Source organism: Streptomyces sp. NPDC006339 (genome assembly GCF_040612775.1).
GTDB lineage: Bacteria > Actinomycetota > Actinomycetes > Streptomycetales > Streptomycetaceae > Streptomyces.
Map to the genome: position 1 here is coordinate 66147 of NZ_JBEXQW010000002.1, position 24750 is coordinate 90896.

Below are 24750 nucleotides of genomic sequence, written 5' to 3' on the forward strand. Positions count from 1 at the left end.
CTCATGTCCTTCCCGCTCCTTACGGTGACGGCAGCGGTGCCGGCGGTCGGTGCGATCCTGACCGCCGCCGTGCCCGCCGCCCGCCGCACCGCCGCCAAGTGGCTCGCGCTGCTCGTCTCGCTCGCCACCCTCGCGCTCGCCGCCGTCGTCTTCGTCCGGTTCGAGCCCGGCGGCGAGCGCTACCAGCTCACCGAATCGCACGCCTGGATCAAGGACTTCGGGGTCCGCTACGAGCTGGGCGTGGACGGCATCGGCGTGGCGCTGATCGCGCTCACGGCGCTGCTCATCCCGTTCATCATCCTGGCCGGCTGGCACGACGCCGACCCCCTGGAGACCTCCTCCAAGCGGTGGCGGCCGACCCAGGGCTTCTTCGCCCTGATCCTGATGGTCGAGGCGATGGTGATCCTCTCCTTCGAGGCCACCGACGTCTTCCTCTTCTACATCCTGTTCGAAGCCATGCTCATCCCGATGTACTTCCTCATCGGCGGCTTCGGCGACCGCGCGCACGCGGGCTCCGACGAGAACGCGGCGGCCCAGCGCTCGTACGCGGCGGTCAAGTTCCTGCTGTACAACCTGGTCGGCGGCCTGATCATGCTGGCCGCGGTCATCGGTCTCTACGTCGTCGCCGGCAACTTCTCGCTCACCGAGATCGCCGAGGCACGGGCCAACGGCTCGCTGGAGATGGCGACCAGCACCGAGCGGTGGCTGTTCCTCGGCTTCTTCTTCGCCTTCGCGGTGAAGGCGCCGCTGTGGCCGCTGCACACCTGGCTGCCCAACGCGATGGGGGAGGCCACCGCCCCGGTCGCCGTCCTCATCACCGCCGTCGTCGACAAGGTCGGCACCTTCGCGATGCTCCGCTTCTGCCTCGGGCTCTTCCCCGAGGCGTCGCAGTGGGCCACCCCGGTCGTCATCGCCCTCGCGCTGATCAGCATCGTCTACGGGGCGCTGCTGGCCGTCGGCCAGCGCGACATCAAGCGCCTGGTGGCCTACGCGTCGATCTCCCACTTCGGCTTCATCATCATGGGCATCTTCGCGATGACCAGCCAGGGCCAGTCCGGCGCCACGCTCTACATGGTCAACCACGGCATCTCGACGGCCGCGCTGATGCTGGTCGCCGGCTTCCTGATCTCCCGGCGCGGCTCGCGGCTCATCGCCGACTACGGCGGTGTGCAGAAGGTCGCCCCGGTGCTCGCCGGCACCTTCCTGATCGGCGGCCTGGCCACCCTGTCGCTGCCCGGACTCGCCCCGTTCGTCAGCGAGTTCCTGGTCCTCGTCGGCACCTTCGCCCGCTACCCGGTGGCCGGGATCATCGCCACCACTGGCATCGTCCTCGCCGCGCTCTACGTCCTCGTCCTCTACCAGCGGACGATGACCGGCCCGGTGAAGGAGGAGAACCGGTCCATGCCGGACCTGCGGGCCCGGGAGCTCGCGGTGGTCGCCCCGCTGATCGCGGTGCTGATCTTCCTCGGGGTCTTCCCGAAGCCGCTGACGGACGTCGTCAACCCGGCGGTGCGGCACACCATGTCCGATGTCCAGCAGAAGGACCCGACCCCCGAAGTGGAGGCGGCCAAGTGAGCGCATCCGCCGTCGCGCCCGCTGTCCACACCCTGTGGACGACGGCCGCCGAGCCGATCCAGAAGATCCCGGCGCCCCACATCGAGTACGTCCAGCTCTCGCCCGTGCTCATCGTGGTCGGCGCGGCCGTCCTCAGCGTCCTCGCCGAGGCGTTCGTGCCGCGCAAGGGACGCCACTACACCCAGGTGTTCCTCAGCGTCCTGGCCCTCGCCGCCGCCTTCGCGGCGGTCGTCGGCCTCGCCGCCGGCGGCTACGGCTCCACCAAGGCCCACATCGCGGCCATGGGCGCCATCGCCGTCGACGGGCCCGCGCTGTTCCTCCAGGGCACCATCCTGCTCGCCTCGATCGTCGCGATCCTCACCTTCGCCGAGCGCAGGCTCGACCCGGCCCACCACGGCCACAAGGTCGACTCCTTCGCCGCCGAGGCCGCCGCCGTCCCCGGCAGCGACCACGAGAAGGCGGCCGTCAAGGCGGGCTTCACCACCACCGAGGTCTTCCCGCTGGCCCTGTTCGCGGTCGCCGGCATGCTGGTCTTTCCGGCCGCCAACGACCTGCTGACCCTCTTCATCGCCCTGGAAGTCTTCTCGCTCCCGCTCTACCTGCTGTGCGCCGTCGCCCGCCGCAAGCGGCTCATGTCGCAGGAGGCCGCGGTCAAGTACTTCCTGCTCGGCGCCTTCTCCTCGGCGTTCCTGCTCTTCGGCATCGCCCTGCTCTACGGCTACGCGGGCTCCGTCTCGTACGCCGCCATCGCCGACGTCGTCAGCGGCGACGTCACCGCGACCGACCCGGCGCTCGCCGACACCATGGGCAACGACGTGCTGCTGCTCATCGGCTTCGCCATGGTGCTGATGGGCCTGCTGTTCAAGGTCGGCGCCGTCCCGTTCCACATGTGGACCCCGGACGTCTACCAGGGCGCCCCGACCCCCGTCACCGGCTTCATGGCCGCCGCGACGAAGGTCGCCGCCTTCGGCGCGATGCTGCGTCTGCTGTACGTGGTGCTGCCGGGCCTCACCTGGGACTGGCGGCCCGTCATGTGGGCCGTCGCCATCGTCACCATGCTGGGCGGCGCGATCGTCGCGATCACCCAGACCGACATCAAGCGGCTGCTCGCCTACTCGTCGATCGCGCACGCCGGGTTCATCCTGGCCGGTGTCATCGCGGCCACACCGAGCGGCGTCTCGTCGGTGCTGTTCTACCTGGGCGCCTACTCCTTCGTGACGATCGGCGCCTTCGCCGTGGTCACGCTGGTGCGGGACGCGGGCGGCGAGGCCACCCACCTGTCCAAGTGGGCCGGTCTCGGGCGCCGTTCGCCGCTCGTCGCGGCGGTCTTCGCGGTGTTCCTGCTCGCCTTCGCCGGCATTCCGCTGACCTCCGGCTTCTCCGGGAAGTTCGCGGTCTTCAAGGCGGCCGCGGACGGCGGCGCGGGCGCGCTCGTCGTCGTCGGTGTCATCTCCTCGGCGATCGCCGCGTTCTTCTACATCCGGGTGATCGTGCTCATGTTCTTCAGCGAGCCGAAGGCGGACGGCCCCACGGTCGCCGTGCCCTCGGGCCTCACCTCGGTCGCCATCACCGCCGGTGTGGTGGTCACCTTGGTGCTCGGCTTCGCGCCGCAGTACTTCCTGGACCTGGCGAACCACGCGAGCGTGTTCGTGCGCTAGCCGGCACGAGTGAGGGCCCGGTCTCCGCGTGCGGGGGCCGGGCCCTTCGTCGTACGCCTACGGGTGCGGGTGGTCCTCAGGGCACGGGGTGCAGTGCACGCGCGGGTTGAAGGGCGCGAAGACGCCCCTCGGGTTCTTCTTGAAGATCCAGGCGTGCAGCGAGTAGTGCGGCCCCACGGGCTCGAAGTCGAACGGGCCGTCGAAGGGCCGGTCGAAGAGATACGGGCGGGGCTGGCCCGTGTTGGGGACGACCCACTCGACCGCGACGAGCTCGCGCTTGCCGGTCTTGTGGTCCTCCTCGTACAGGATCGCGGCGGGCTTCGTCGGGTCCGTCGAGCCGACGTGCGCGGGCTTCACGTAGTGGTAGCCCATGCCACCGAGCTCCGGGTCCTCCACGCACTCGTCGGTGCGCAGGTAGCCGTCGGCGATGGCCGCCTGCTCGGACCGGTACTTCACCGTGGCGTCGTAGGTCCTCTTCAGGTCCGGATGCGGGAAGCCGTCGCCCTTCTCGGCCGTGGTGGCCGGGGCGGCGGGCACGGCCGTGGCGGCCGGCGCGGCCCCCAGGGCCAGCGAGGTGGCGGCGGCCAGCGCCAGGGCGGCTATGAACGGGCGGGGTCGTGCGGACATGTGTGTCTGCTCCTTGGGAGGGTGCGCGCCCTCGGTGCGGGGCGCCTGTCGTCGGCGGGCTCTCCCCGTGCCCGCCACCTCCAGCAGCGTCACCCTGCGTGCGATCCCGCGCACGCCGAGTGACCCATTGGGGGGGTGTCCCGGCGGCCCGGCCCATGCCATGGTGAAGGGCAATGGTCTGTACCAGTAGAGGAGAAGGGAGCGGCGCGATGCGCGGCACCACCGTCTTACCGGGGACCCCGTGCGTCACCCCCAGGAAGGGCCAACCACCCCTGCACCGCCTGGAGGTCCGGCTGCCGGACGACGTGCCGTTCGCCGTCGGGACCTTCGACACCATCGGCCCTTTGTCCCGGGCCGACTTCCCGCACCGGCACACCTTCTACGAGATCGTCCACGTCACCCGGGGCAGCGGCACCCATGTCGTCGACCTGTCCCGCTGGGAACTCCGCCCGCCGCACCTCGGTCTGATCCTGCCCGGTCAGCTCCACCACTGGGAGGACGTCCGGGAACTCGACGGCTCCGTGGTGCTGTTCACCCCCGAGTTCCTCGTCGACCACCCCGGCGACCAGGAGTTGCTGCGCCGTATCGCCGGACAGCCCTGGCTCCGGCTCGACGCGGCCGCGCACGCCCGCACCGCACGGCTGATCGCCGAGCTCTCCGAGGAGTACGGCCACGGGGACCCCGGGTTCGCCACGGTGCTCCGCTCGCTGCTGCACGTCCTCCTCGTCCGTACGGCACGGCTCGGCGACGCGCCGGAGGTCCCGGCAGCGGGGCAGGGGGCCAAGCCCGGGCGGTACGCGGCCGTCGCGGACGCCTTCGCCCGGCTGCTCGCCCGTACGGCGGCGGACGGCGAGGCCACGGGGCCCCGGTCCGTACGGGAGTGCGCCGAGCGGATCGGGGTCACCCCCGGCTATCTCACCGAGGCGGTACGGGCCGCCCTCGGCCGCACCCCCGGCAGCCTGCTCCGCGAGGCCCGCACACGGGAGGCCCAACGACTCCTCGCCGCAACGTACTTGTCCGTCCGGCAGGTGGCGGTGCGGACCGGCTTCGACGACCCCGCGTACTTCTGCCGGTTCTTCCGCCGCGAGACCGGGATGAGCCCCGGGCACTTCCGAGAACACCACGGGAAACACCACGGGAAGCACCACGACCGCCGTGTCGCGTCCATCGAAGGGGACGCCGGACCGGCCTAGGTTGCTGCTCGCACCCGTCCCCCCCCCCCACACGAGGAGCAGGCATGGACAGCGAGACCGGCACGAGCACGAGCAGCGGCGGCACCGGCACCGGCAGCGGCGCAGGCGCAAGCACCGGCACCGGGCACGTGACCCGCAAGGCGGTCCTGCGCGCCGCGCTCGCGGCCGGCATGGCCGCACCGGCCGTACTCATGGGCGTCCCCGCGCTCGCCCGTACCCTCACCGACGGCACCGGCGCGCCCGCGCTCACCCCCGCGTGCGACGACGGCGACGACCCGACGCCGCCGCAGATGGAGGGCCCGTACTTCAAGCCCCACTCGCCGCGCCGGACCAGCCTGGTGGAGCCGGGCACGCCCGGGACGCGGCTCTCGGTCAGCGGCTGGGTCTTCGGCCGGGCCTGCCGGCCGATCGCCGGGGTGCTGCTCGACTTCTGGCAGGCCGACGTGAACGGCGCGTACGACAACACCGGCTTCCGCTTCCGGGGCCACCAGTTCACCGGCGCGGACGGCGCCTTCCGCCTGGACACGATCGTGCCGGGCCTCTATCCGGGGCGTACCCGGCACCTCCACGTCAAGGTGCAGGCACCGGGCCGGCCGGTCCTCACCACCCAGCTCTACTTCCCGGGCGAGCCCCGGAACAACACCGACCCGATCTTCGACGCGCGGCTGCTGATGAGCGTGCGGGACGCGGGCGGGGCGAAGGAGGCGGCCTTCGACTTCGTCCTCGACGTGCCCCAGGACCCGGGACCGACTCCGACCCCTACCCCTACCCCGACCTCGACCCCGACCTCGACGGCGCCCGGCGGCACGTGGGCCGCCGGTACCGCGTACCGGGCGGGGGACGCGGTCACCTACGCCGGGCGGGGCTATGTGTGCCTCCAGGCGCACACGGCCCAGCCCGGTTGGACGCCGCCGTCGGTGCCCGCGCTGTGGCGGGCGGTCTGACCCTCAGCCCTCGTTGGGCGCGATCCGGCCGGTGACCTCGCCGAGGGCGACCCGGGTGCCGTCCGGGCCCGGGGCCCAGGCGGTCAGGGTGACCTCGTCGCCGTCCTCCAGGAACGTCCGCTTGCCGTCGGCCAGCTCCAGCGCGTCACGGCCGTTCCAGGTGAGCTCGAGCAGCGAGCCGCGCTGGCCGACCTCGGGCCCGGAGACCGTGCCGGAGCCGTACAGGTCGCCGGTGCGCAGGGAGGCGCCGTTGACGGTCATGTGGGCGAGCTGCTGGGCGGCCGTCCAGTACATGGTGGAGAACGGCGGCTCGGCCACCACCTCGCCGTTGAGGGTGACGGTGATCCGCAGGTCGAAGCCGCCGGGCTCCTCCTCGCCGGAGTCGTCCAGGTACGGCAGCAGTGGGAAGTCACGGGCGGGCGGCGCGACCCGGGCCGCGTCCAGGGCCTCCAGCGGGGTCACCCAGGCCGACACCGAGGTCTGGAAGGACTTGCCGAGGAACGGGCCGAGCGGCACGTACTCCCATGCCTGGATGTCCCGCGCCGACCAGTCGTTGAGCAGGGTCAGTCCGAAGACGTGCTCGCGGAAGTCGGCGAGCGGGACCGGCCGGCCGAGCTCGGACGGGGTGCCGACCAGGAAGCCGACCTCGGCCTCGATGTCCAGCTTGACCGAGGGCCCGAAGACCGGCGCCGGGTCGGTGGGCGCCTTGCGCTGACCGGCCGGGCGGACGACGTCGGTGCCGGAGACCACGACGGTGCCGGAGCGGCCGTGGTAGCCGATCGGCAGGTGCTTCCAGTTCGGGGTGAGCGGCTCCCCGTCCGGACGGAACATGCGGCCCACGTTGGTGGCGTGGTGCTCGCTCGCGTAGAAGTCGACGTAGTCCGCGACCTCGTACGGCAGGTGCAGGGTGACCGCGTCCAGCGGGTGCAGCAGCGGCTCCACGACCGGCCGGTGCGCGGGGACCGTGACCCAGGCCGTCAGCGCCCGCCGGACGTCGCGCCAGGCGGTGCGGCCGGCCGCGAGCAGCGGGTTGAGGCTGGGCTGCGCGAGCAGCGCCGCGTACGGCGATCCGAGCGCGTGCGCCGCGGCCCCCGCGTCGAGCACGTGCCCGCCGATCCGGACGCCGAGCCGGCGCCGGCCGGGCTCGTCGGCGGTGGAGAAGACGCCGTACGGAAGGTTGTGCGGGCCGAAGGGGTCGCCCTCGGGCAGGTCGAGCGGGCTGCTCTGCTCGGGCATCGGTGCTTGCCTCGCTTTCCAGGTGTGTGGGGGACACGTTACGGGGCGCCCGCCGAGGCGCGGATGACATGTGTCACACAGAAAGTGCGGCCTCCGTGGGCAACTGTCCGGGTTCACGGGTTTTGCGACGGCTGTGAAGGCGTTGTGGGGACGGATACGGGCGGTGGACTCGTCAAAGCCGCTATTCCGGGCCCTTATTCCGGTCATACGATCGCGTGGACGCCGCGCCGCGTGAGGTATCCGCAGGCGTGGCCCCCACAACTGTCTTTCCGTTTTCATCTTCGTTCCGACCAGAAAAGGTCCACCTTGAAGATCCGTCGTATTCTCGCGACCGCCGTGGCCGCCGCCGTGACCACGCCGGTCGTCCTCCTTTCCGCCGCGCCGGCGTTCGCCGACACGAAGCCGGCCGCGCCCGCGCAGACGCAGGACCAGAACCAGTCCATCGAGGACCTGCGCCGCGCGCTCACCAAGGCGCAGGCGGCGTACGACGCGGCCGTCGTCGCCGAGGCGAAGGCCGTGGAGGCCGTCGAGGCGCTCGACAAGGCCGACCACCCGCTGAAGAAGGCCGCCGCCGACGCCAAGAAGGCGTCCGAGGACGCCGCCGCGGCGAAGGTCGCCGCCGACACGAAGCTGGCCGACGCGCAGAAGGCCCTGGCGGAGCTGCCCGCCGACGCCGCGCCGGAGAAGAAGGCCGAGGCCGAGAAGGCCGTCGCCGACGCCCAGACCGCCGCCGACACCGCGAAGGCCACCGCCGAGACGAAGGCCACCGAGGCGCAGACGGCGCAGAAGGCGTACGACGACGCCTCCGTCGCCGCCTTCACCGCGCTCGCCACCGCCCAGAAGACCAAGAAGGAAGCCGCCGCGGCCGTCGACGCCGCGAAGAAGGCCCTCGACGAGGCCCTGGAGGAGCAGCCGGGCGAGGACGAGTGCAAGGTCGACGAGAGCCTCGTCACCTCCGTCACCGGCCCGAAGAAGATCACCGCCGGTACCAGCGGTGTCTTCACCTTCAAGGTGACCAACAAGGGCACGAAGGAGTTCGGCAACGTCGTCGGCTGGGCCGACGCGTTCGACCTCAGCGAGGACTCCGGCAAGCACATCAAGCTGTCCTGGTCCTCCGTGACCAGCCCGAAGTGGCAGGCGCTCGGCGAGGACGACTACTTCTCCAGCCTCTCCGCCGTCAAGCCGGGCAAGTCCTTCGACTTCAAGCTGAAGGTCACCGTCGACGCCAAGACCCCCGCGGGTGACGGCTTCGTGTTCGGCGGCGCCGCCTACGTCAACAAGGACGGCTCCTGCAGCGAGCCGAACGGCTCCGACGCGGAGTTCGGCATCGTCAAGGCCGCCAAGCCCGGCAAGCCCGGCACCGGCTCCACCGGTGGCAACGGCAACACCTCCCAGCAGGGCGGCCAGTCCACCACCCCGGTGAACGGTGGCACCACCGGCTCGACCACCGGCGGCAACCTGGCCAACACCGGTGCGGGCTCCGCCACGACGTCGATCGCCCTCGCGGCCGGCGCGGCCGTGGTCCTGGGCGCCGGTGCGATGGTCGTCGTGCGTCGCCGTAAGGCCGGCGCGGACGCCTGATAACGCAGCGCACTAAAGGGCCCGCATTCCGTCACGGAATGCGGGCCCGTTCGCTTTGCGTCCACCCGCCCGACCAGGGGGAATTCACCCCTCCGTGCGCGGGATGTGTTTCTCCCAGGTCCGGTGGAAAACGATCTCCTCACCCTCCGTGCAGATCACCTCGTCCGACAGGTGGAACGCCTCCGCGTCGCACGAGATCTCCGATCTCGTGTCGATCTTCACGTCCCAGGCCGATTCCGGCCGGTGCAGCCGGATCGCCCATTCCGTACGCGTACGGGCGGACAGCGGGCCCGACTCGTCGATCACGTACGTCTCCAGGGCGTCCTCGGTGTACTCCAGGCCGTCGGGGAACACGCGCGTGCCACCGGGGCACGGGTCCACCTCCAGGCGCCACTCGCCCTTCGCCACGTCCCGCACCACCAGCCGCTCCGGGCGCGGCTCCTCCAGGGTGCGCGGAATGCCGACGACGAGCGGCTCGGACTGCTCGGGTTCCTCGAAGGCGACGGCTGCCGCGTCGTCGGTGGCGGCCCGGACCGGGAGGGTGAGGGAGGAGCCGGCCGGGTCGAGGGTGAAGCCGGCGCCGTCCGGGGTGGGCCAGATCCAGGGCCAGTACGCGGAGGAGACGGCGAGCCGGACGCGGTGGCCGGGCGGGAAGGCGTGGCCGATGCCGCTCAGCTCGACGTCGTACGCCTCGGTCCGACCGGTCCGCGCCCCGACGGCGGCCCGGGAGAGGTCGAGCACGCCCCGGGTGACGAGGGTGGAGGCGCCGTCCGGCGCGATGTCGCAGAGGCGGGCGATCACCTGGCCGCTCGGGGCGTGCGGCGTCAGGCGGAGGCGGACGGAGGGGCGGCCCAGGATCTCGATCGCCGGGCCGTCCTCCGGGACGGTGAAGTCGAAGCAGGCCGCGTGGGCGTCCTCGGCCCGCTGATCCGGGGGCAGGTCGGCGTCGTTCCCGCGCGGGACGGGGGCGCCCGCGTCCAGGCCGGTCCGCTGGGGCGAGGCGACGACCACCGCGCCGCCCCCGAGGCCGTACGTGACGGGGGTGACGTGCGGGGACGGCCAGGACGGGTCGGCCACCCAGCGGCCCGGCAGCTCCTCGTACACCGTGGCCGGCGGGTGCGACGCGCTGATCCAGGAGCGCAGCAGCGGTTCGGCCATGACGTCGTTCTCGATGCCCTTCAGGTGGTGGTCCCACCAGCGCAGGGTCTCCTGGAGGAAGCCGATCGCCGGGCCGGGCGGCAGGTCGCGGTCCGGGTACTGGTGCGCCCAGGGGCCGATGACGCCCCGCACCCGGTCCCGGGGGAGGTGCTCGACGAGCCGGAGCACGGTGTCCCGGTACGGGTCGTGCCAGCCGCCCACGGCGAGCACGGCGGCCTGGAGTCCGGCGGCCTGGAGCTCGGCGGGGTCGAGGGAAGCGGGGTCGATGGCGGTGGGATGTTCGTGGGCGCTGTCGCCGGCCTGGTGTGTGAGCCAGGTGGGGAGGAACGGCTCCACGGCCTCCAGGCGCTCCAGCCACATCTCGCGCCACGCCTCGCCCGCGTACCGGGGGTCCGGCGGCCGGCACACGGAGGCGAGGGGCGGCCGGTCGGCGGCCGCGCAGACGGTGACGACCGCCTTCAGCGGCTCGGGCGCGAGGGCGGCGATCCGGAGCGCGTGCGCGCCGCCCCGGCCGATGCCGACCATGCCGACCCGGCCCGTGCACCAGGGCTGCTCGGCCAGCCAGTGCACGACGGCATCACCGTCGGCGAGCTCGGTCGCGTCGTGCGCGTCGCCCGGCAGGCCCTCGCTGTTGCCGTGGCCGCGCACGTCGACCCGTACGGAGGCGTAGCCGTGGCCCGCGTACCAGGGGTGGCGCTGCGCGTCGCGGGCCGCGGTCGCGTCGGTGAGGCGGTGGGGGTCGTACTCCAGGAGGGCGGGCACGGGCTCGTCGGTCAGCGGCCGCCACGCGCGCGCGTAGAGCAGGATTCCGTCGGGCATGGGGATACGGAGGTCCTCGTGGCGGGTCTCGTACGGGAAGTCGGTACGGATCCTCGGCATCGGGGTCACCTCGCTGGCCGCCACGTCGATCACTGTTCGGGCAAAAACGCCCGCAACCGGTCATATGAGCTGATCACGAACATACCGGGGGTGACGGGAAGGCGCCCACGGTGATCGAAACGTGACCGGATACGCTGGCTTGAGTGAATGGACCGACACATCGACAATCCGAGTGATCGGCGGCGTGCGGTCCGGATCACGACAGGCAGCGTCAGACAGCGACAGGCAGCGTCAGCAGGCGTCAGCAGACAGGAGATCCCCTCGTGACCGTCGTCGGGCCGTTCGGTCTTAGCGTGCGGGACCAGGCTCTCGAAGCCGATGTCCAGACCGGTTTGGCCGCCGTGGAGGCCGGCCTCCTCGACGCCACCAAGAGCGACGTGCCGTTCATCACCGAGGCCGCCCAGCACCTGGTGCTCGCCGGCGGCAAGCGGTTCCGGCCGCTGCTCGTGATGCTCGCCGCCCAGTTCGGCGACCCCTACGCGCCGGGCGTCGTGCCCTCGGCCGTGGTCGTCGAGCTCACCCACCTGGCCACGCTCTACCACGACGACGTCATGGACGAGGCGACCGTACGGCGCGGGGTGCCCAGCGCCAACACCCGCTGGGGCAACTCGCTCGCCGTCCTCACGGGTGACTTCCTCTTCGCCCGCGCCTCGCACACGCTCGCGGACCTCGGACCGGAGGCCGTACGCATCCAGTCGGAGGCGTTCGAACGGCTCGTGACCGGCCAGATCCTGGAGACCGCCGGCCCGCAGGAGGGCCGCGACCCGGTCGCGCACTACCTCGACGTCCTCGCCGGCAAGACCGGCTCGCTCGTCGCCGTCTCCTGCCGCTTCGGCGCGATGATGGCCGGCGCCGACGAGAGCGTCGTCGACATCCTCACGCAGTACGGCGAGCGGCTCGGCGTCGCCTTCCAGCTCGCCGACGACGTCCTCGACATCGCCTCCGACTCCCACGAGTCCGGCAAGACCCCGGGCACCGACCTCCGCGAGGGCGTCCCCACCCTGCCCGTGCTCTACCTGCGGGCCGCCGCGGCCGCCCACGGCCGCCCCGAGGACCTGGAGCTCCTCGCCCTGATCGACGGCGACCTCACCGACGACGACCGCCACGCCGAGGCCCTCCGCCGCCTGCGCGCCCACCCGGCCCTGGACCAGGCCCGCCGCGACACCCTCCGCTACGCGGAGGAGGCCCGCGCCATGCTGGCCCCCCTGCCCGAGGGCTACGCGAAGGCGGCCCTGGAGGAGCTGTGCGACGCGGTGGTCCACCGCGCGGGCTGATCCCCGGCTTCGCCGTGCGGCTACGCGCCCTAGGGGCGGGTCATCCCGTAGGCGTACGACAGGTTGATCCCGGGGACTGACGATTCCGCGGCGCCGCCTTGGTGAGATGGGGACATCGACCACGGAGGTAGCGCAGACCATGGCAACGAACGAAACCCGTCGCAAGGCGAGCCGTTACGTCGTCCCCGTCGCGGTGGCGGGTGTCGCCGCGGCCACCATCGGCCTCGTGCCGGCGCTGGCGGCGTCCGGTGACCCGGACCTGCCGGAGATCACCGCGCAGCAGCTCATCGAGAAGATCGCCGCCTCGGAGACGCAGACGCTGTCCGGCACGTTCAAGATCAGCACCGACCTCGGCCTGCCGTCCTTCGCGGGCCTGATCCCGTCGGGCTCCCCGTCCGCTTCCGCCGACCCCTCGGCCAAGCTGGCCGAGCTCGCCTCGGGCACGCACACGCTGCGGGTGGCGGCCGACGGACCGGACCGGCAGAAGCTGACGCTGCTCGACGGCTCGGACGAGTACAGCCTGATCCACAACGGCGCCGACGTCTGGGCGTACGACAGCAAGTCGAACGAGGTCTTCCACGAGAAGGCGGACGGCCCGGACGGTACGCCCGAGAAGGAGCTTCCCGGCACCCCGAAGGAGCTCGCGGACGAGGTCCTGAAGGCGGCGGGCGACACCACCTCGATCACCGTCGGCAGTACGGCGAAGGTGGCCGGCCGGGACGCGTACCAGCTCGTCATCAAGCCGAAGCAGTCCGGCTCGACGGTCGAGTCGGTCACGATCGCGGTGGACGCGGCGAACGGCACCCCGCTGAAGTTCACCCTCGACTCGACCAGCGGCGGCAAGCCGGTCGTCGACGCGGGCTTCACCAAGGTGGACTTCGCCAAGCCGGACGCCTCGACCTTCGCCTTCAAGGCGCCCAAGGGCGCGAAGGTGACGGAGGGCGCGGCGGAGAAGGCGGCCGGCGAGGCGGAGGCCGGGAAGCACGACGAGCTGCCCGAGGGCCTGGAGGGCCTGTTCGGCGGCATGGGTGCCGAGGGCGGCAAGGGCGGCCAGGGCCTGAACGTCATCGGTGAGGGCTGGACGGCCGTCGCCAAGCTGGACACCGGCGCCCCGGCCCCGAAGACGGACGAGGCGCCGAAGGAGGTCCAGGGCTTCCTGGACTCCTTCGGCGACAAGGTCAGCGGGAAGTTCGGCACCGGCACCGTCTTCAAGACGAAGCTGGTCAACGCGCTGATGACGGACGACGGCAAGGTCTACGTCGGCGCGGTGACGCCGGACGCGCTCGTGAAGGCCGCCGACTCCGGCAAGTGACCTTCCGCTGAGGCACGTTGGGACCCCGGGCGGGTCGGGGCGATCGTCACCGACCCGCCCGGGAGTTCTTACGGGAGTTGCTGACGGGCTTACGGCCTACGGGAAGGTCAGCTTGAAGCCGTTGATGTAGCCGACGTCGGCCGAGGCCCGGTCCTGGGCGCGGAGCTGCCAGGTGCCGTTGGCGACCTCGCTGGAGGCGTTGACGGTGAAGGTCTGGACGATGTTGTCCGCGCTGCCGCCGGAGCGGTTGTGCAGGTTGTAGACCGAGCCGTCGGGGGCGATCAGGTCGACGATCAGGTCACCCTTGTAGGGGTGGACGATGTCCACGCCGACGGAGAGGCTGCTCGGGGCGTTGCCGGCGATGCCGGAGACGGTGACAGAGGACGAGACCGCGGCGCCGTTGTCCGGGATCGCGACGTCCGCGGTGTTCTCGAAGACCTTGCCGGGCGGCGGGGTCGTCGTACCGGCCGACAGGCTCCAGATCGCGTGGGCGATGGCGTCGCTGTTGCGGTCGAGGGCGGTGTCGTTGATGTTCGAGGTGGTGTCGCAGGAGGAGTGGTAGCAGCGGTCGAAGGCCGTGGTGGTGCCGCCCCACTTCTGCACCTGCGCGGAGGTCTTCGTCCGGCTGGCGCCGGTGAACAGACCGCCGACCGGGATGCCCACGTTCTTGAACGAGGCGTGGTCCGAGCGGCCGTCGCCCTCGGTCTCGATCTCGGTCGGCACGCCGAGACCGGCGAAGTAGTCCTTGAAGGTCTTCTCGATCACCGGGTCGTCGTCGTAGACGAAGTAGCCCGGGTTGGGCGAGCCGATCATGTCGAAGTTCAGATAGCCCTTGAGCTTCGAACGCTCGGTGGTCGGCAGGTTGTTGACGTAGTACTTCGAGCCGACGAGACCGAGCTCCTCCGCGCCCCACCAGCCGAAGCGCAGGTGCTTGGTGGGCTGGTACCCGGCGCGGGAGACGGCGAGGGCCGTCTCGAGGATCCCGGCGGAGCCGGAGCCGTTGTCGTTGATGCCGGGGCCCGAGCTGACGGAGTCGAGGTGCGCGCCGGCCATGATCACCTGGTTCGGGTCGCCGCCCGGCCAGTCGGCGATCAGGTTGTAGCCCGTGGTGCCGTTGTACGTGAACTGCTGGACCGTGGTGGTGTATCCGGCGGCGTCCAGCTTGGCCTTCACGAAGTCGATGGACGCCTTGTAGCCGGGCCGGCCGTGGGCGCGGTTGCCGCCGTTGTTCGTGGCGATCGACTGGAAGTCGGTCAGGTGCTGCTTGACGTTGGCCAGGGCGATGTCGGGCGCGGCGGTGGCCGTGGCCGGCGTGGCGGTGGCGGTGGCCGGTGCGGCGGTGGCCGGTGTGGCGCCGGCGAAGGCGCCGAGCACGAGGGCCGAGGCGCCCGCCAGGGCGGACAGTCTCGCGGAGAGTTTCATGTGGGGGCTCCGGATTCCGAACTGGGGATGGGACGGAACGTGCGAGCGCCTCGCGTCGTGGGTGGCGCGAGGCGTTGGAGCTGTGCGAACGCGGCCGAATGGCTGCGCTTTGTGTGACGAATGTTCAATGAGAGTTTGACTCGACGTCAAGAGCAGAATTCGGTCAGGAATGTTCGCTCAGCGAACGTTCCTGACCGAAGCCGCGGTCGGGATCAGTCGTCGATCGCCTGGTAGACCGTGGTCCAGAAGTCGTGGAAGAGGCGCGCCGGATCCGGGACGGACGTCCCGACCTGGGTGAGCAGGATGCCGGTGAGACCGTTCTCGGGGTCGGCGTAGGTCGAGGTGCCGCTGCCGCCGTCCCAGCCGAACTGGCCGAGCGGCGCGTAGTCGCCGAGGTGGGTGCGCACCGCCATCCCGAAGCCCCAACCGCCGTGCTGTCCCTGCCCGAAGGAGATGTGGACGTTGTCGACGGCCATGGCGTGCCGGGCCGCCTGCTGGGCGGGGGAGAGGCGGTTGGTGGTCATCAGCCGGACGGCGGGCCGGGACAGGATGCGCTCGGTGCCGTGCACGCCCTCGTTCAGGAGCATCCGGAAGTAGGCGTGGTAGTCGTCGGCGGTGGAGACCAGCCCGCCGCCCCCGCCCTGGAACGCCGGCGGCGCGCTGTGGCGGCCGCCCTTCGCCTCGTCCCAGACGTGGAACTCGCCTGTGGCCGGGTCGGGCGCGTAGAGCGGGGGCAACCGGTCGATCTTGTCCTCCGGCACGTGGAAGCCGGTGTCCTTCATGCCCAGGGGCTCGAAGAGACGCTCGCGCAGGAAGGACTCGTACGACTGCCCGGAGACCCGGGCGACGAGCACGCCGAGCAGGTCACTGGCGATGTGGTACTGCCAGCGCTCGCCGGGCTGGTGCATCAGCGGCAGCGTGCCGAGGCGGCGCATCCACTCGTCCGGCTCGGGCATCGGCTCGGGCAGGTTGGGCGTGAGGCCCTGCTCGAAGACCGCGTTCATGATCGGGGTGCCGAGCGAGGTCAGGTCCATGCCGAGCCCGAACGTGGAGGTCAGCGCGTCCCGTACGGTGATGGGCCGCCGCGCCGGCACGGTGTCGTCCAGCGGTCCGTCGATCCGCTTCAGGACCCGCCGGTCGGCGAGTTCGGGCAGCCACGGGTCCACCGGGTCGTCGAGGCGCAGCCGGCACTCGTCGAGCAGCACCATCGCCGCCGCGACGCCGACCGGCTTGGACGTCGAGGCCATCCGGAAGATCGTGTCCCGCCGCATCGGCGGTCCGCCGTCGTGGCGCATCGTCCCGATCGCCTCGACGTGCGTCGCGTCCCCCCGGCCGATCAGGGCGACGACGCCCGGGATCTTCCCGGACTCGACGTGCCGCGTGAGCACGTCGCGGATCCTGCGCAGTCCGGCCGCGGAGAAGCCGTCGGTGCGGTTGTTCATGAGGGTCTCCCTGGGTGATGAGCGGTGTGTGTGTTGGGGGGCGGGTCTGTGGGGCGCGCGAGGGTGACGGTCGGTCAGATGGTGCGGGCCGTGACGTCGCCGTACGCCGTGGTGGCCTGGACGGTCAGGGCGGCGGCGGTGCCGTCGGTGTTCCGCAGGGCGTTGTGGATCCGGCCGTAGGCGGTGCCGGCGTCGAGGGCGGCGGAGGTCCCGCGGGCGGCGCCGACCGTGATGTCGCCGTGCTCGGTGCGCAGGACGACGGTGCCGCGCGTGGCCTCGGCGACGGTCAGGTCTCCCTTGCGGGTGGTGATCCGGGCCGGTCCGCCGAGGCGGCCGAGGGTGATGTCGCCTTCCTGGAGGGCGAGTCGGGCGCTGCCGGTCTCCTCCAGTTCGACGGTGGCCCGGGCGGCCTCGAAGACGACGTCACCGAGGCGGCCGGTGCCCCGGAGGTCGGCGGCGGCCGCCCTGCCCTCGACGGTCGACCCGGCGGGCAGGTGGACGACGACCTCGACGGAGCCCGAGTCGCCGAAGAGCCGGTTCCCGGCCTCCGGGGCCTCGACCCGCAGCACGCCGTCGCCGTAGCCGACCTGGATCCGCTCGGCCGCGGCGATGTCGCGGCGCTCGGCGGCGTTCGCGGGAAGGACCTTGACGGAGGTGGTGTCGGTGCGGTCGCCGGCGACGAGGCGGATACGGCCGGCGGGGATGTCGAGGTGGGCGGCGATGGGGGCGGTGGTGACGAACGTCCGCATGACTGTCTCCTGAGCACTCGTTGTCGTTTCGCGTGATGGAAACGCTACGTTGCATTCGCGGGCCTGGCAACGTACTGGATGGATCAAATCCGCGTTAGCACAGGTCAGATCGGCTATTTCATTGCAACGACCTGCGCGGCAATGCAACGCCCGTGTACCGGTGCGTAGCAATGGACTGGAGGTGAACGCTCTGCCGGCCGCGCGCCCGTGACCGAGGCTCTCGCTTCGGGGCCGCTCGCTTCGGGGCCGTCCTCAGGAGCCCGGCTGCCGCCCGGCTGCCGCCCGCCCGGCCGCCGCCCGACGCCCCGTCCGAGCAGCGCCGGTGATCGCCGGCCCCCTCATCTACGCTGCTCCGCGTGGAAATAGACCTCGGCAACGGCATCGTCGGCGCGATCCTGGGAGTGGTGTTCGCGACCCTGTTCCAGCAGTGGACCCAGGACGTCTGGTTCCGCATCCGGCGCCGTTCGGCCGGGGTGGTGCGCAGCATCACCTACCGGCGTGACCAGGGCGCCGGGCCGGTCGCCTGGTCGACCTTCTCGCTCGGGCCGCTGCACACCACCGCGCTGATCGTCGAGGGCGACGGCGACCGGGCCATCGCCCCCGACTCCGTGCACGTCCAGGTGCTGGAGGACGAGGTGCGGCTGCCCGAGGACATGGCGCCCTGGCGCGCCGAGATCGAGGCGGAGGAGAGCCGCGCCGCCGCGTCCGGCGAGCGGGCGCCCGTGTGGAACGGGCCGCGCTACGCCGTCGAGTCCGTGGAGGTCTCCCGCACCGCCCTCGACGAGCGGCCCGAGGTGCACCTGCGGCTGCGCCCCACCGACTACTTCACCTTCCTCGCCGCCCAGCAGCTCGACCGCCGCTTCCCCGACGGCTCCACACCCCGCAGCCGCTACCTCGACCCGGCCGACCCGCTGGCCGCCCCCGCCTTCCTCCAGTGCAGCTTCGGCGCCAACGTCGCCGTCGTCACCGCCGACCACCTCCTGGTCGTCACCCGCCGCAGCGACCGGGTGCGGACCGGCTCCGGCGTCTGGAACTCCTCCGTGAACGAGGGCCTGTCCCGGCACATCGACTCGGCCGGCCGCAACGCCCCCGACCTGCATGCCGTCGCCCGGCGCGGCATGCGCGAGGAACTGTCGCTCGAACCCCACGAGTACACCCTGGAGTTGCTCGCCTTCGCGCTGGACGTCGAACGGCGCCAGTGGTGCGCCCACTTCTACGCCCGGCTGAAGGAGCTGACCGGCGACGGCCTGCGCGAGCGGATGAGCCGGGGCGTCGCGGACCGCTGGGAGCACCAGCAGATCGCGTACGTGCCCTTCCGCACCGCCGACGTCACCCGCTTCCTCCTCGACCCCGAGCGCCTGCACCACTGGGCCCCGGTCGCTCCCTCCCTCTTCCACCTGGCCCTCGTCCACGTGCACGGCCGTGCCTCGGTGGAGCGGGCGGAGGCGCAGGTCGTCCGCAGGCTGTGAGGGGCGCCTGCGGGGAGGGCGCGGGAACGCGGTGTCCGAATGGCGCCAGCGCGCGCCCCGCGCACGCGTGAGGCTGGCCCCATGACCACCACCTACACCGCACGCCCCATCCCGCCCGCCGCCCTCGCCGAGCTGCGCCGGACCGACGACGCCGGGCGGCCCTGCGTCCCGTACACCGCGACGGAGGAGGACGGCGCCGGCAACCCCCTGCGCTGCTGCCTGCGGCTCGTCGAGGCGGGCGAGCGGATCGCGCTCGTCTCGTACGCGCCGCTGCGGCGCTGGGCGGCACAGACGGGGGCCGAGCCCGGCGCGTACGACGAGCAGGGCCCGGTCTTCATCCACGCCGACGCGTGCGAGGGCCCGGAGACCACCCCCGGCCCCCACCCGTACCCCTTCGCCCGACCGGGCGCCCTGCGCACCCTCCGCCGCTACGACGCGCAGGGCCGCATCGTCGGCGGCCGCCTCCTGGAGATCCCCGACCCGCCGACCGAGGGCTTCGACCGGGCGTTCGCCGCGGCCTTCGCCGACCCGGCGGTCGCCCTGGTGCACGTACGGGCCGTGGAGTACGGCTGCTTCCACTACGAGGTCCACCGCCCCGGGTGAGGGCGCCGTACGCGAGCCGGGCAAGATCCGAAAGACACGGCCTAGTCGCGCAGCAGGGTGACCGCCTCGCGCACGTCCGGGTCCGGGTCGGACGCCAACCGGTCGAGCAGGGCCGCGGTTTCGGGTGTGTCGCGGTGGACGAGGCCCTCGACGACGGCCTCGCGGACGGCCGGGGCGGGGTCGGCGGCCAGGTCGGTCAGGAGGGCGGTCGCCTCGGGGGTCGGGCGGTAGGCGAGGTGTTCGGCCACGGAGCGGCGTACGTCGGGCTCGGAGGCGGCCGCCAACTCCCGTAGCAGGCCGTCCACTCCGGGCGTCGACCACCGCGCCACCGCCGCCGCGAGCGCGGCCCGGACGGCGGGGTCGGGGTGGCCGGCCAGGGCGGCGAGGCGGGGGAGCGGGCCGCGACGGCGCAAGGCGTACCAGGACAGGGTCTCGCGCAGGGCGGCCGTGTCGTCGCGCGCCGCCGCACGCTCCAGTCGGTCGAGCAGGACACGCGGCGCGGGCGGCGGGCCGTCCAGGGGATGCGGCCTGCGCTCCCGCAGCCGGCGCGAGCCGTACTCGCCGCGCACCCGGCAGCCCGCACAGGTGCAGGGCACGACCCCGTGCGCGCCGGGGAAGTACCGCCAGCCGCTGACCTGACGGACCGCCCTGACCTGCCGCACCTCGGCCCGCGCGACCGCCCGCGGCAGGAACACCTCCCAGCCGCGCGGGTCCTCGAGCGCCCCGATCCGCCGGACCGCCTCGGCGGCCGTCGTCCGGGCCGGTTCCCGCTCGCTGTAGCGCCCGACGGTCACGGGCTCGTCGTCCGGCAGCCGGACGTGCACGGCGACCAGGCCGCGCGGCCCGGGCCGCCGCGCGAGCTCACGCAGCCACTGGTGGGTGAGCGTGTACGAGGGGAGCACCGGGAACAGGTACACGCCGCGCCCGGCCCGGCCACCGCCGGCCCGCACGCCACCACGGCGTATCCGGGCGGCGTGGGCGGCGGGGGTGAGGTGCACGAAGGTGGCCATGCGGCCCGATGCTACGGCCCCTCCCGCTCCCGCTCGCGCACCCGCACCCGGGTCCGTGCGCGGCCATGCGGCCCGAGGCCACGGCCGCCCCCGCCCCCGCCCGCGGGCCCGTGCGCGGCCATGCGGCCCGAGGCCACGGCCGCTCCCCCCGCCCCGGCCCCCGCCCGCGGGCCCGTGCGCCTCTACGCCTCATGCGCTCATTGCACGCAGAACTCGTTCCCCTCCGGGTCCGCCATCACCGTCCACGACCCGCCCTGCTCCGCGACCTCGCGCAGGACCCTCGCGCCCAGCCCCTCCAGGCGGGCGACCTCGGCGTCCCGGGTGCCGGGGGCCGCGTGGACGTCGAGGTGGACGCGGTTCTTGACGGTCTTCGGCTCGGGGACGCGCTGGAAGAGGATGCGGTGGCCGAGGCCGGCGTCGCTGTGCGGGTCGTGCGGCTCGTCCGGGTGCCGGACGGCGGCCAGGTCGCGCCAGGCGAGCCGGCCGTCGACGGTGAGGGTCGCCTCGGGCGGGGCGGCGCCCGCGTCGAGGAGGCGGCCGATGAAGGCGCTGTGGTCCTCCTGCCGGTAGCCGAGGGCGGCGGCCCAGAAGGCGGCCTGGGCGTGCGGGTCGGCGGCGTCGATGACGAGCTTCCAGTGCAGTGGAGTCATGTAACTCTTTATACTGGTTACGTGACCGGTAAGCCCATGACCCTGCGTCATCTCGACGGCCATGTCTTCTCGTTCGACGCCGGCGCCCTGTGCCTCGAGCTGCTGCTGACCGGCGGGCCGGGGCCCGTCGCCGCGCGGTACGAGGTGCTCGACCGGGTCGAGGGCCTGCTCGACTGGGTGCGGGACTGCCGGCTCGCCCCGGCCGGCCTGGCGCGCGAGCTGGCCGTCACGCCGGACGAGCTCGCGGCCGTACGGGAGACCCGTGACGCGCTGTGGCGGCTCGGGCTCGCACGGGCCGCGGGCGGGGCGCTCGCGCCCGAGGACCTCGCCGTCGTCAACGCGGCCGCCGCGCTGCCCCCGTTGGTGACCCGGATCGCCCCGGACGGCACCCGCGCGTGGGCGCCGGGCGCCACCGGGACCGGGCTGCTCGGGACGGTCGCCCGGGACGCCGTGGAGCTGTTCACCGGCCCGTACGCCGGCCGGATCCGCGTCTGCGGCGCGGAGAACTGCGCCCTGCTCTTCGCCGACACCTCACGCCCCGGCCGCCGCCGCTGGTGCTCCATGGAGCGGTGCGGCAACCGCCACAAGGTGCGGGCGCACCGGGCCCGTACGACACGGCCGCCGGAGCCCGGCGCCTGAGAGGCCGTCAGTCCCCGGCGGGTGCCGCGGGCTTCGTGTGGAGGACCTCGCGGGCCTGTTCGGCGGCGCGGGCGGAGCTCTCGGAGACGAAGTCGAGGAAGCGGGCGATGTTCTCCATGCGGACGGCGGCCGGGGTGCCGGCGGAGAGGACGGCGACGCCCTGGCGGGCGGTCTCCGCGATGTGGGCGGTGGCCCGGGCGCTGGCCATCATCGACTGGTACCAGATGTCGTCGTCGACGCTGTAGCGCTCGCGGCGGCGCTCGTCGCGCTCCCGGCGGATCATTCCCTGGCCGTCGAGGAAGGCGACCGCCTTGGAGACGGATGCCGGGCTGACCTGGAGGCGCCGGACGAGTTCGGCCGCGGTCAGGCTGCCCGAGTCGGTGAGGATGAGGCAGGTCATCACGCGGGCCATCATCTTCGGCATGCCGGACGCCATCATGACGGTGGTGAACGACTCCTCGTACTCGCGCACCGCTTCGGGGTCGCGCCCGTGGACCTGCGGCGGGGCCTCCGCCCCCCGGGGCGCGGCCTGCCTGCGCCGCTGGGCGCGGCGTTCGGTGGCGCGGTGGGCGAGGTCGGCGCGGTAGGCGGTCGGGCCTCCGTTGCGCATCACCTCGCGCGTGACGGTCGAGGTGGGGCGGTCGAGACGGCGGGCGATCTCCGCGTAGGCGAGGCCGTCGGCCAGTCCCAGCGCGATCTGCTGGCGCTCGGCCTGGGTGAGTCTGCCTCCCGGCATCGCGGTCTCCTTCGCCCTCGTCGTTCCTCCGGTGCGTCCGCAGCATAGCGTTCACCCTCAGTTCATTGCAATTCGATCGGCCCAGGCTGTTGCGTTATCTCCATGAGCATTGCAACGATTTCCTGGCGTTGAGCTGCGGAGATGCCGTTTCTCTGCAACGAAGTCGTTGCCTCACCCTTGAATGCAACGTAGCGTTTCCATTGTTCGAAACGACACGCATTCGACTCGCAGGAGAGCAGCGTCATGCAGACCTTCCAGACCCTCGCCCCGATCGCCGCCGTCGTCGCCGTCCCCGCGGGACGCGTCCGGTTCATCGCCGCCGACCGGGTCGACACCACGGTCGAGATCCTTCCCGCCGACGCCTCGAAGGGCCGCGACGTGAAGGCGGCCGAGCAGGCCGAGGTCGGCTACGCCGACGGCGTCCTGCGGATCGCCGTCCCGGAGCCGAAGAACCGCCTCGTCGGCAACTCCGGCGCCGTCGAGGTCACCGTCCTCCTGCCCGCCGGGTCGAGCGTCGAGGGCCGGGCGGCCGCCGCCGAGCTCCGCTGCGTCGGACGGCTCGGTGACGTCGACTTCGACGGCGCCTACCACCGGATCAAGATCGACGAGGCCGCGAGCCTCCGTCTGACCGCCCTCGACGGCGACGTCGTGATCGGCCGCCTGGGCGGCCCGGGCGAGATCACCACCGCGCGCGGCGACATCCGCGTCGCCGAGGCCGTGCGCGGCGCCGTCTCCCTGCGCACCGCCCAGGGCGACATCACCGTCGGCGCCGCCGCCGGCGTCTCCGCCGCCCTGGACGCCGGCACCGACCACGGCCGCGTCAGCAACGCCCTGAAGAACGACGGCGCCGCCGGCCTGGAGCTCCGTGCGACCACCTCGTACGGCGACATCACCGCCCGCAGCCTCTGAGTACGGCCCCGCCCACTCCACCGGACGCGACCGCGTCACCCACCGACGTCAAGGAGCACCCCTCATGTCCCGCACCGTCGCCCAGCACGACCGTCCGGACCGTTCAGACCGTCAGGACCGTCCGGACCGTGCGGACCGGCAGGACCGTCCGGGGCTGCGGAAGGCTCTTCAGGAGATCGTCGATTCCGGTTTCACCGGAGTGACGCTGCGCGTGCACGACCGGCACGGCGCGTGGGCCGGCAGCGCCGGAGTCGGCGCGCTCGGCGCGAGCGCCCCGCCACCGATCGACGGACGGCACCGCATCGGCAGCAACACCAAGACCTTCATCGCCGCGCTGGTGCTGCGGCTGGTGGCCGACGGCGCGCTCGGCAGCCTCGACGACCCGGTGGCCGGCCACCTGCCCGCGTTCGGCCTGGACCGGCGGATCACCGTGCGGATGCTGCTCCAGCACACCAGCGGGATCTTCAACTTCACGGGGGAGTACCACGAGGACGGGACGATCACCCCGGGCATCCCCTGGCAGGGCCGCGCCTGGGTGGAGAACCGGTTCGCCACCCACCGGCCCGAGGAGCTTGTCCGCCTCGCGCTCTCCGAGCCGCCGCGGTTCGCGCCGGGCGCGGACTGGAGCTACTCCAACACCAACTACGTCCTGGCCCGGCTGCTGGTCGAGCAGATCACCGGCCGCCCGTTCGCCGAGGAGATGCACCGGCTGGTCCTCCGGCCGCTCGGCCTGTCCGGCACGGTCGTGCCGGAGACCTCGCCGGAGATCCCGGAGCCGCACGCCCGCGCGTACTACCGGTACGAGGAGGACGGCCGGGAGAAGACGGTCGACGTCACCCGCCAGAACCCCTCCTGGATCTCGGGCGGCGGCGACATGATCTCGACCACCCGTGACCTCCATACCTTCCTCTCCGCCCTCCTGGGCGGACGGCTCCTGCCGGCCCCGCTGCTGGCCGAGATGTGCACGCCGCATCCCCAGGCGGGTTACGGACTCGGCCTGTTCGTCCAGGAGACGGAGGGCGGGGCGACCGTCCTCACCCACAACGGCGGCATCGCCGGTCACGCCGCGCTGATGTACGGCACGCCCGGCGGCGGCACGACCCTCACCGCGACGCTGAACTACGTGGACGACGCCGGGATGTCCCTGGCCGGGCCGTTCCAGACGGCGACGCGCACCCTCGTCGAGGAGGTCTTCGGACGCCCGTGACGGCCGGGCCCCCGGCGGGCCAGGAGAAGGAGGGAGGGGCCGCCCTCGCGGGCTCCTGATCTGCGACCAAGGTCACGGCCTGAACGGCGCCCCCCGCGCCTAATGTGGAGGGATGAACGATTCGCCCGACTGCCCCCTGGTCGGTGTCACCGCCACGTACATGCCCCGGCTCTCGGAGTTCGCCTTCGAGCCGGGGCTTGTGGCCGCCGTCGACCAGCACGCGGCGGCCGTGTGCGACGCGCTCATCCCCGCCCAGCGCGGCCCGCACGACCGGATGCCCCGGCCCCGGACCGTACGCCGCGAGGAACTCGCCGACTATGTGCTCGGCTTCACCGACTGGCTCGCCGAGGTGGACTGGGTCGAGCCCGTCGGACACGACTTCGCGACCCTGCGGCTGACCGCCGTCTGCTGGCTGATCCGGGAGTACGACCTGCTGGCGGCGTGAGCCGCGCAGCCTGGTCGGCATGGGGCCGCGCG

General features: G+C 72.6%; 23 protein-coding genes. 13 read left to right on the top strand and 10 right to left on the bottom strand.

Features of this window, described 5'->3' with window-relative positions:
• Positions 1-3 precede the first annotated feature (3 nt).
• Both ABZ135_RS01785 and nuoN read left to right on the top strand, forming a co-directional pair.
• Positions 4-1575 carry an NADH-quinone oxidoreductase subunit M gene (locus tag ABZ135_RS01785; RefSeq protein WP_356690754.1) on the top strand — a complete coding sequence of 524 codons (1572 nt, stop codon included), beginning with the start codon at positions 4-6 and terminating at the stop codon, positions 1573-1575.
• Positions 1572-3233, top strand: a complete 1662-nt coding sequence (gene nuoN / locus ABZ135_RS01790; protein WP_356690756.1) for an NADH-quinone oxidoreductase subunit NuoN — start codon at positions 1572-1574, stop codon at positions 3231-3233. The genes ABZ135_RS01785 and nuoN overlap by 4 nt, the downstream gene beginning before the upstream one ends.
• A 57-nt stretch (positions 3234-3290) precedes the next feature.
• On the opposite strand, the gene ABZ135_RS01795 is transcribed toward nuoN, so the two are convergent.
• Positions 3291-3860 (bottom strand): hypothetical protein, encoded by a 570-nt coding sequence (locus ABZ135_RS01795; RefSeq protein WP_356690758.1) that lies wholly within the window; start codon positions 3858-3860, stop codon positions 3291-3293.
• 209 nt (positions 3861-4069) lie between these two features.
• Here ABZ135_RS01795 and ABZ135_RS01800 point away from each other — a divergent pair, with 209 nt between their 5' ends.
• Together ABZ135_RS01800 and ABZ135_RS01805 are read left to right on the top strand one after the other, a co-directional pair.
• Positions 4070-5053 carry an AraC family transcriptional regulator gene (locus ABZ135_RS01800; protein ID WP_356690760.1) on the top strand — a complete coding sequence of 328 codons (984 nt, stop codon included), beginning with the start codon at positions 4070-4072 and terminating at the stop codon, positions 5051-5053.
• 44 nt (positions 5054-5097) lie between these two features.
• Complete coding sequence (locus ABZ135_RS01805; RefSeq protein ID WP_356690762.1) at positions 5098-5997, top strand: carbohydrate-binding protein; 900 nt, start codon at positions 5098-5100, stop codon at positions 5995-5997.
• Between the two features lie 3 nt (positions 5998-6000).
• Here ABZ135_RS01805 and fahA read toward each other — a convergent pair whose 3' ends face one another.
• Positions 6001-7233: a fumarylacetoacetase gene (gene fahA, locus ABZ135_RS01810; RefSeq protein WP_356690764.1), complete on the bottom strand. Its 1233-nt coding sequence runs from the start codon at positions 7231-7233 to the stop codon at positions 6001-6003.
• A gap of 306 nt (positions 7234-7539) precedes the next feature.
• On the opposite strand from fahA, the gene ABZ135_RS01815 reads away from it, so the two are divergent.
• Complete coding sequence (locus ABZ135_RS01815) at positions 7540-8814, top strand: LPXTG cell wall anchor domain-containing protein (protein ID WP_356690766.1); 1275 nt, start codon at positions 7540-7542, stop codon at positions 8812-8814.
• A gap of 84 nt (positions 8815-8898) precedes the next feature.
• On the opposite strand, the gene ABZ135_RS01820 is transcribed toward ABZ135_RS01815, so the two are convergent.
• A complete protein-coding gene (locus ABZ135_RS01820; RefSeq protein WP_356691082.1) occupies positions 8899-10851 on the bottom strand; it encodes a CocE/NonD family hydrolase in 1953 nt (650 codons plus the stop codon).
• A gap of 263 nt (positions 10852-11114) precedes the next feature.
• Between ABZ135_RS01820 and ABZ135_RS01825 the strand changes: the two genes are divergently transcribed.
• Together ABZ135_RS01825 and ABZ135_RS01830 are read left to right on the top strand one after the other, a co-directional pair.
• Complete coding sequence (locus ABZ135_RS01825; RefSeq protein ID WP_356690768.1) at positions 11115-12125, top strand: polyprenyl synthetase family protein; 1011 nt, start codon at positions 11115-11117, stop codon at positions 12123-12125.
• A gap of 139 nt (positions 12126-12264) precedes the next feature.
• On the top strand, positions 12265-13437 hold the full coding sequence (locus tag ABZ135_RS01830; RefSeq protein ID WP_356690770.1) for a DUF2092 domain-containing protein: 1173 nt from the start codon (positions 12265-12267) through the stop codon (positions 13435-13437).
• Between the two features lie 96 nt (positions 13438-13533).
• On the opposite strand, the gene ABZ135_RS01835 is transcribed toward ABZ135_RS01830, so the two are convergent.
• From ABZ135_RS01835 to ABZ135_RS01845, 3 genes are all read right to left on the bottom strand, one after another.
• Positions 13534-14859 carry a M28 family metallopeptidase gene (locus tag ABZ135_RS01835; protein ID WP_356690772.1) on the bottom strand — a complete coding sequence of 442 codons (1326 nt, stop codon included), beginning with the start codon at positions 14857-14859 and terminating at the stop codon, positions 13534-13536.
• Between the two features lie 212 nt (positions 14860-15071).
• A complete protein-coding gene (locus ABZ135_RS01840; RefSeq protein ID WP_356690774.1) occupies positions 15072-16301 on the bottom strand; it encodes a serine hydrolase domain-containing protein in 1230 nt (409 codons plus the stop codon).
• A 74-nt stretch (positions 16302-16375) separates the two neighbouring features.
• A complete protein-coding gene (locus ABZ135_RS01845; RefSeq protein ID WP_356690776.1) occupies positions 16376-17050 on the bottom strand; it encodes a DUF4097 family beta strand repeat-containing protein in 675 nt (224 codons plus the stop codon).
• A 356-nt stretch (positions 17051-17406) separates the two neighbouring features.
• Here ABZ135_RS01845 and ABZ135_RS01850 point away from each other — a divergent pair, with 356 nt between their 5' ends.
• Both ABZ135_RS01850 and ABZ135_RS01855 read left to right on the top strand, forming a co-directional pair.
• Complete coding sequence (locus tag ABZ135_RS01850) at positions 17407-18519, top strand: hypothetical protein (protein WP_356690778.1); 1113 nt, start codon at positions 17407-17409, stop codon at positions 18517-18519.
• Positions 18520-18600: 81 nt separating this feature from the next.
• A complete protein-coding gene (locus ABZ135_RS01855; RefSeq protein WP_356690780.1) occupies positions 18601-19122 on the top strand; it encodes a DUF1203 domain-containing protein in 522 nt (173 codons plus the stop codon).
• Between the two features lie 41 nt (positions 19123-19163).
• Here ABZ135_RS01855 and ABZ135_RS01860 read toward each other — a convergent pair whose 3' ends face one another.
• A complete protein-coding gene (locus ABZ135_RS01860; protein WP_356690782.1) occupies positions 19164-20132 on the bottom strand; it encodes a HEAT repeat domain-containing protein in 969 nt (322 codons plus the stop codon).
• A 197-nt stretch (positions 20133-20329) separates the two neighbouring features.
• Complete coding sequence (locus tag ABZ135_RS01865; protein WP_356690784.1) at positions 20330-20782, bottom strand: VOC family protein; 453 nt, start codon at positions 20780-20782, stop codon at positions 20330-20332.
• Between the two features lie 36 nt (positions 20783-20818).
• Here ABZ135_RS01865 and ABZ135_RS01870 point away from each other — a divergent pair, with 36 nt between their 5' ends.
• Positions 20819-21421, top strand: coding sequence for a CGNR zinc finger domain-containing protein (locus ABZ135_RS01870; RefSeq protein WP_356691084.1), 603 nt, complete (start codon positions 20819-20821; stop codon positions 21419-21421).
• A gap of 7 nt (positions 21422-21428) precedes the next feature.
• Here the strand turns inward: ABZ135_RS01870 and ABZ135_RS01875 are convergent, their stop codons facing one another.
• Together ABZ135_RS01875 and ABZ135_RS01880 are read right to left on the bottom strand one after the other, a co-directional pair.
• On the bottom strand, positions 21429-22157 hold the full coding sequence (locus ABZ135_RS01875; protein WP_356690786.1) for a helix-turn-helix domain-containing protein: 729 nt from the start codon (positions 22155-22157) through the stop codon (positions 21429-21431).
• Between the two features lie 62 nt (positions 22158-22219).
• Positions 22220-22402 carry a hypothetical protein gene (locus ABZ135_RS01880; RefSeq protein WP_356690788.1) on the bottom strand — a complete coding sequence of 61 codons (183 nt, stop codon included), beginning with the start codon at positions 22400-22402 and terminating at the stop codon, positions 22220-22222.
• Here ABZ135_RS01880 and ABZ135_RS01885 point away from each other — a divergent pair.
• The 3 genes from ABZ135_RS01885 to ABZ135_RS01895 all read left to right on the top strand — a co-directional run bounded on the left by ABZ135_RS01885 (position 22401) and on the right by ABZ135_RS01895 (position 24718).
• On the top strand, positions 22401-23066 hold the full coding sequence (locus tag ABZ135_RS01885; RefSeq protein ID WP_356690790.1) for a DUF4097 family beta strand repeat-containing protein: 666 nt from the start codon (positions 22401-22403) through the stop codon (positions 23064-23066). The two genes, ABZ135_RS01880 and ABZ135_RS01885, sit on opposite strands and share 2 nt — an antisense overlap.
• Positions 23067-23130: 64 nt before the next feature.
• The gene (locus ABZ135_RS01890; RefSeq protein WP_356690792.1) at positions 23131-24273 is read left to right on the top strand and encodes a serine hydrolase domain-containing protein; all 1143 of its coding nucleotides are present in this window, start codon (positions 23131-23133) and stop codon (positions 24271-24273) included.
• 112 nt (positions 24274-24385) lie between these two features.
• Positions 24386-24718 (top strand): DUF6401 family natural product biosynthesis protein, encoded by a 333-nt coding sequence (locus ABZ135_RS01895; RefSeq protein ID WP_356690794.1) that lies wholly within the window; start codon positions 24386-24388, stop codon positions 24716-24718.
• The last annotated feature ends 32 nt before the right edge of the window (positions 24719-24750 follow it).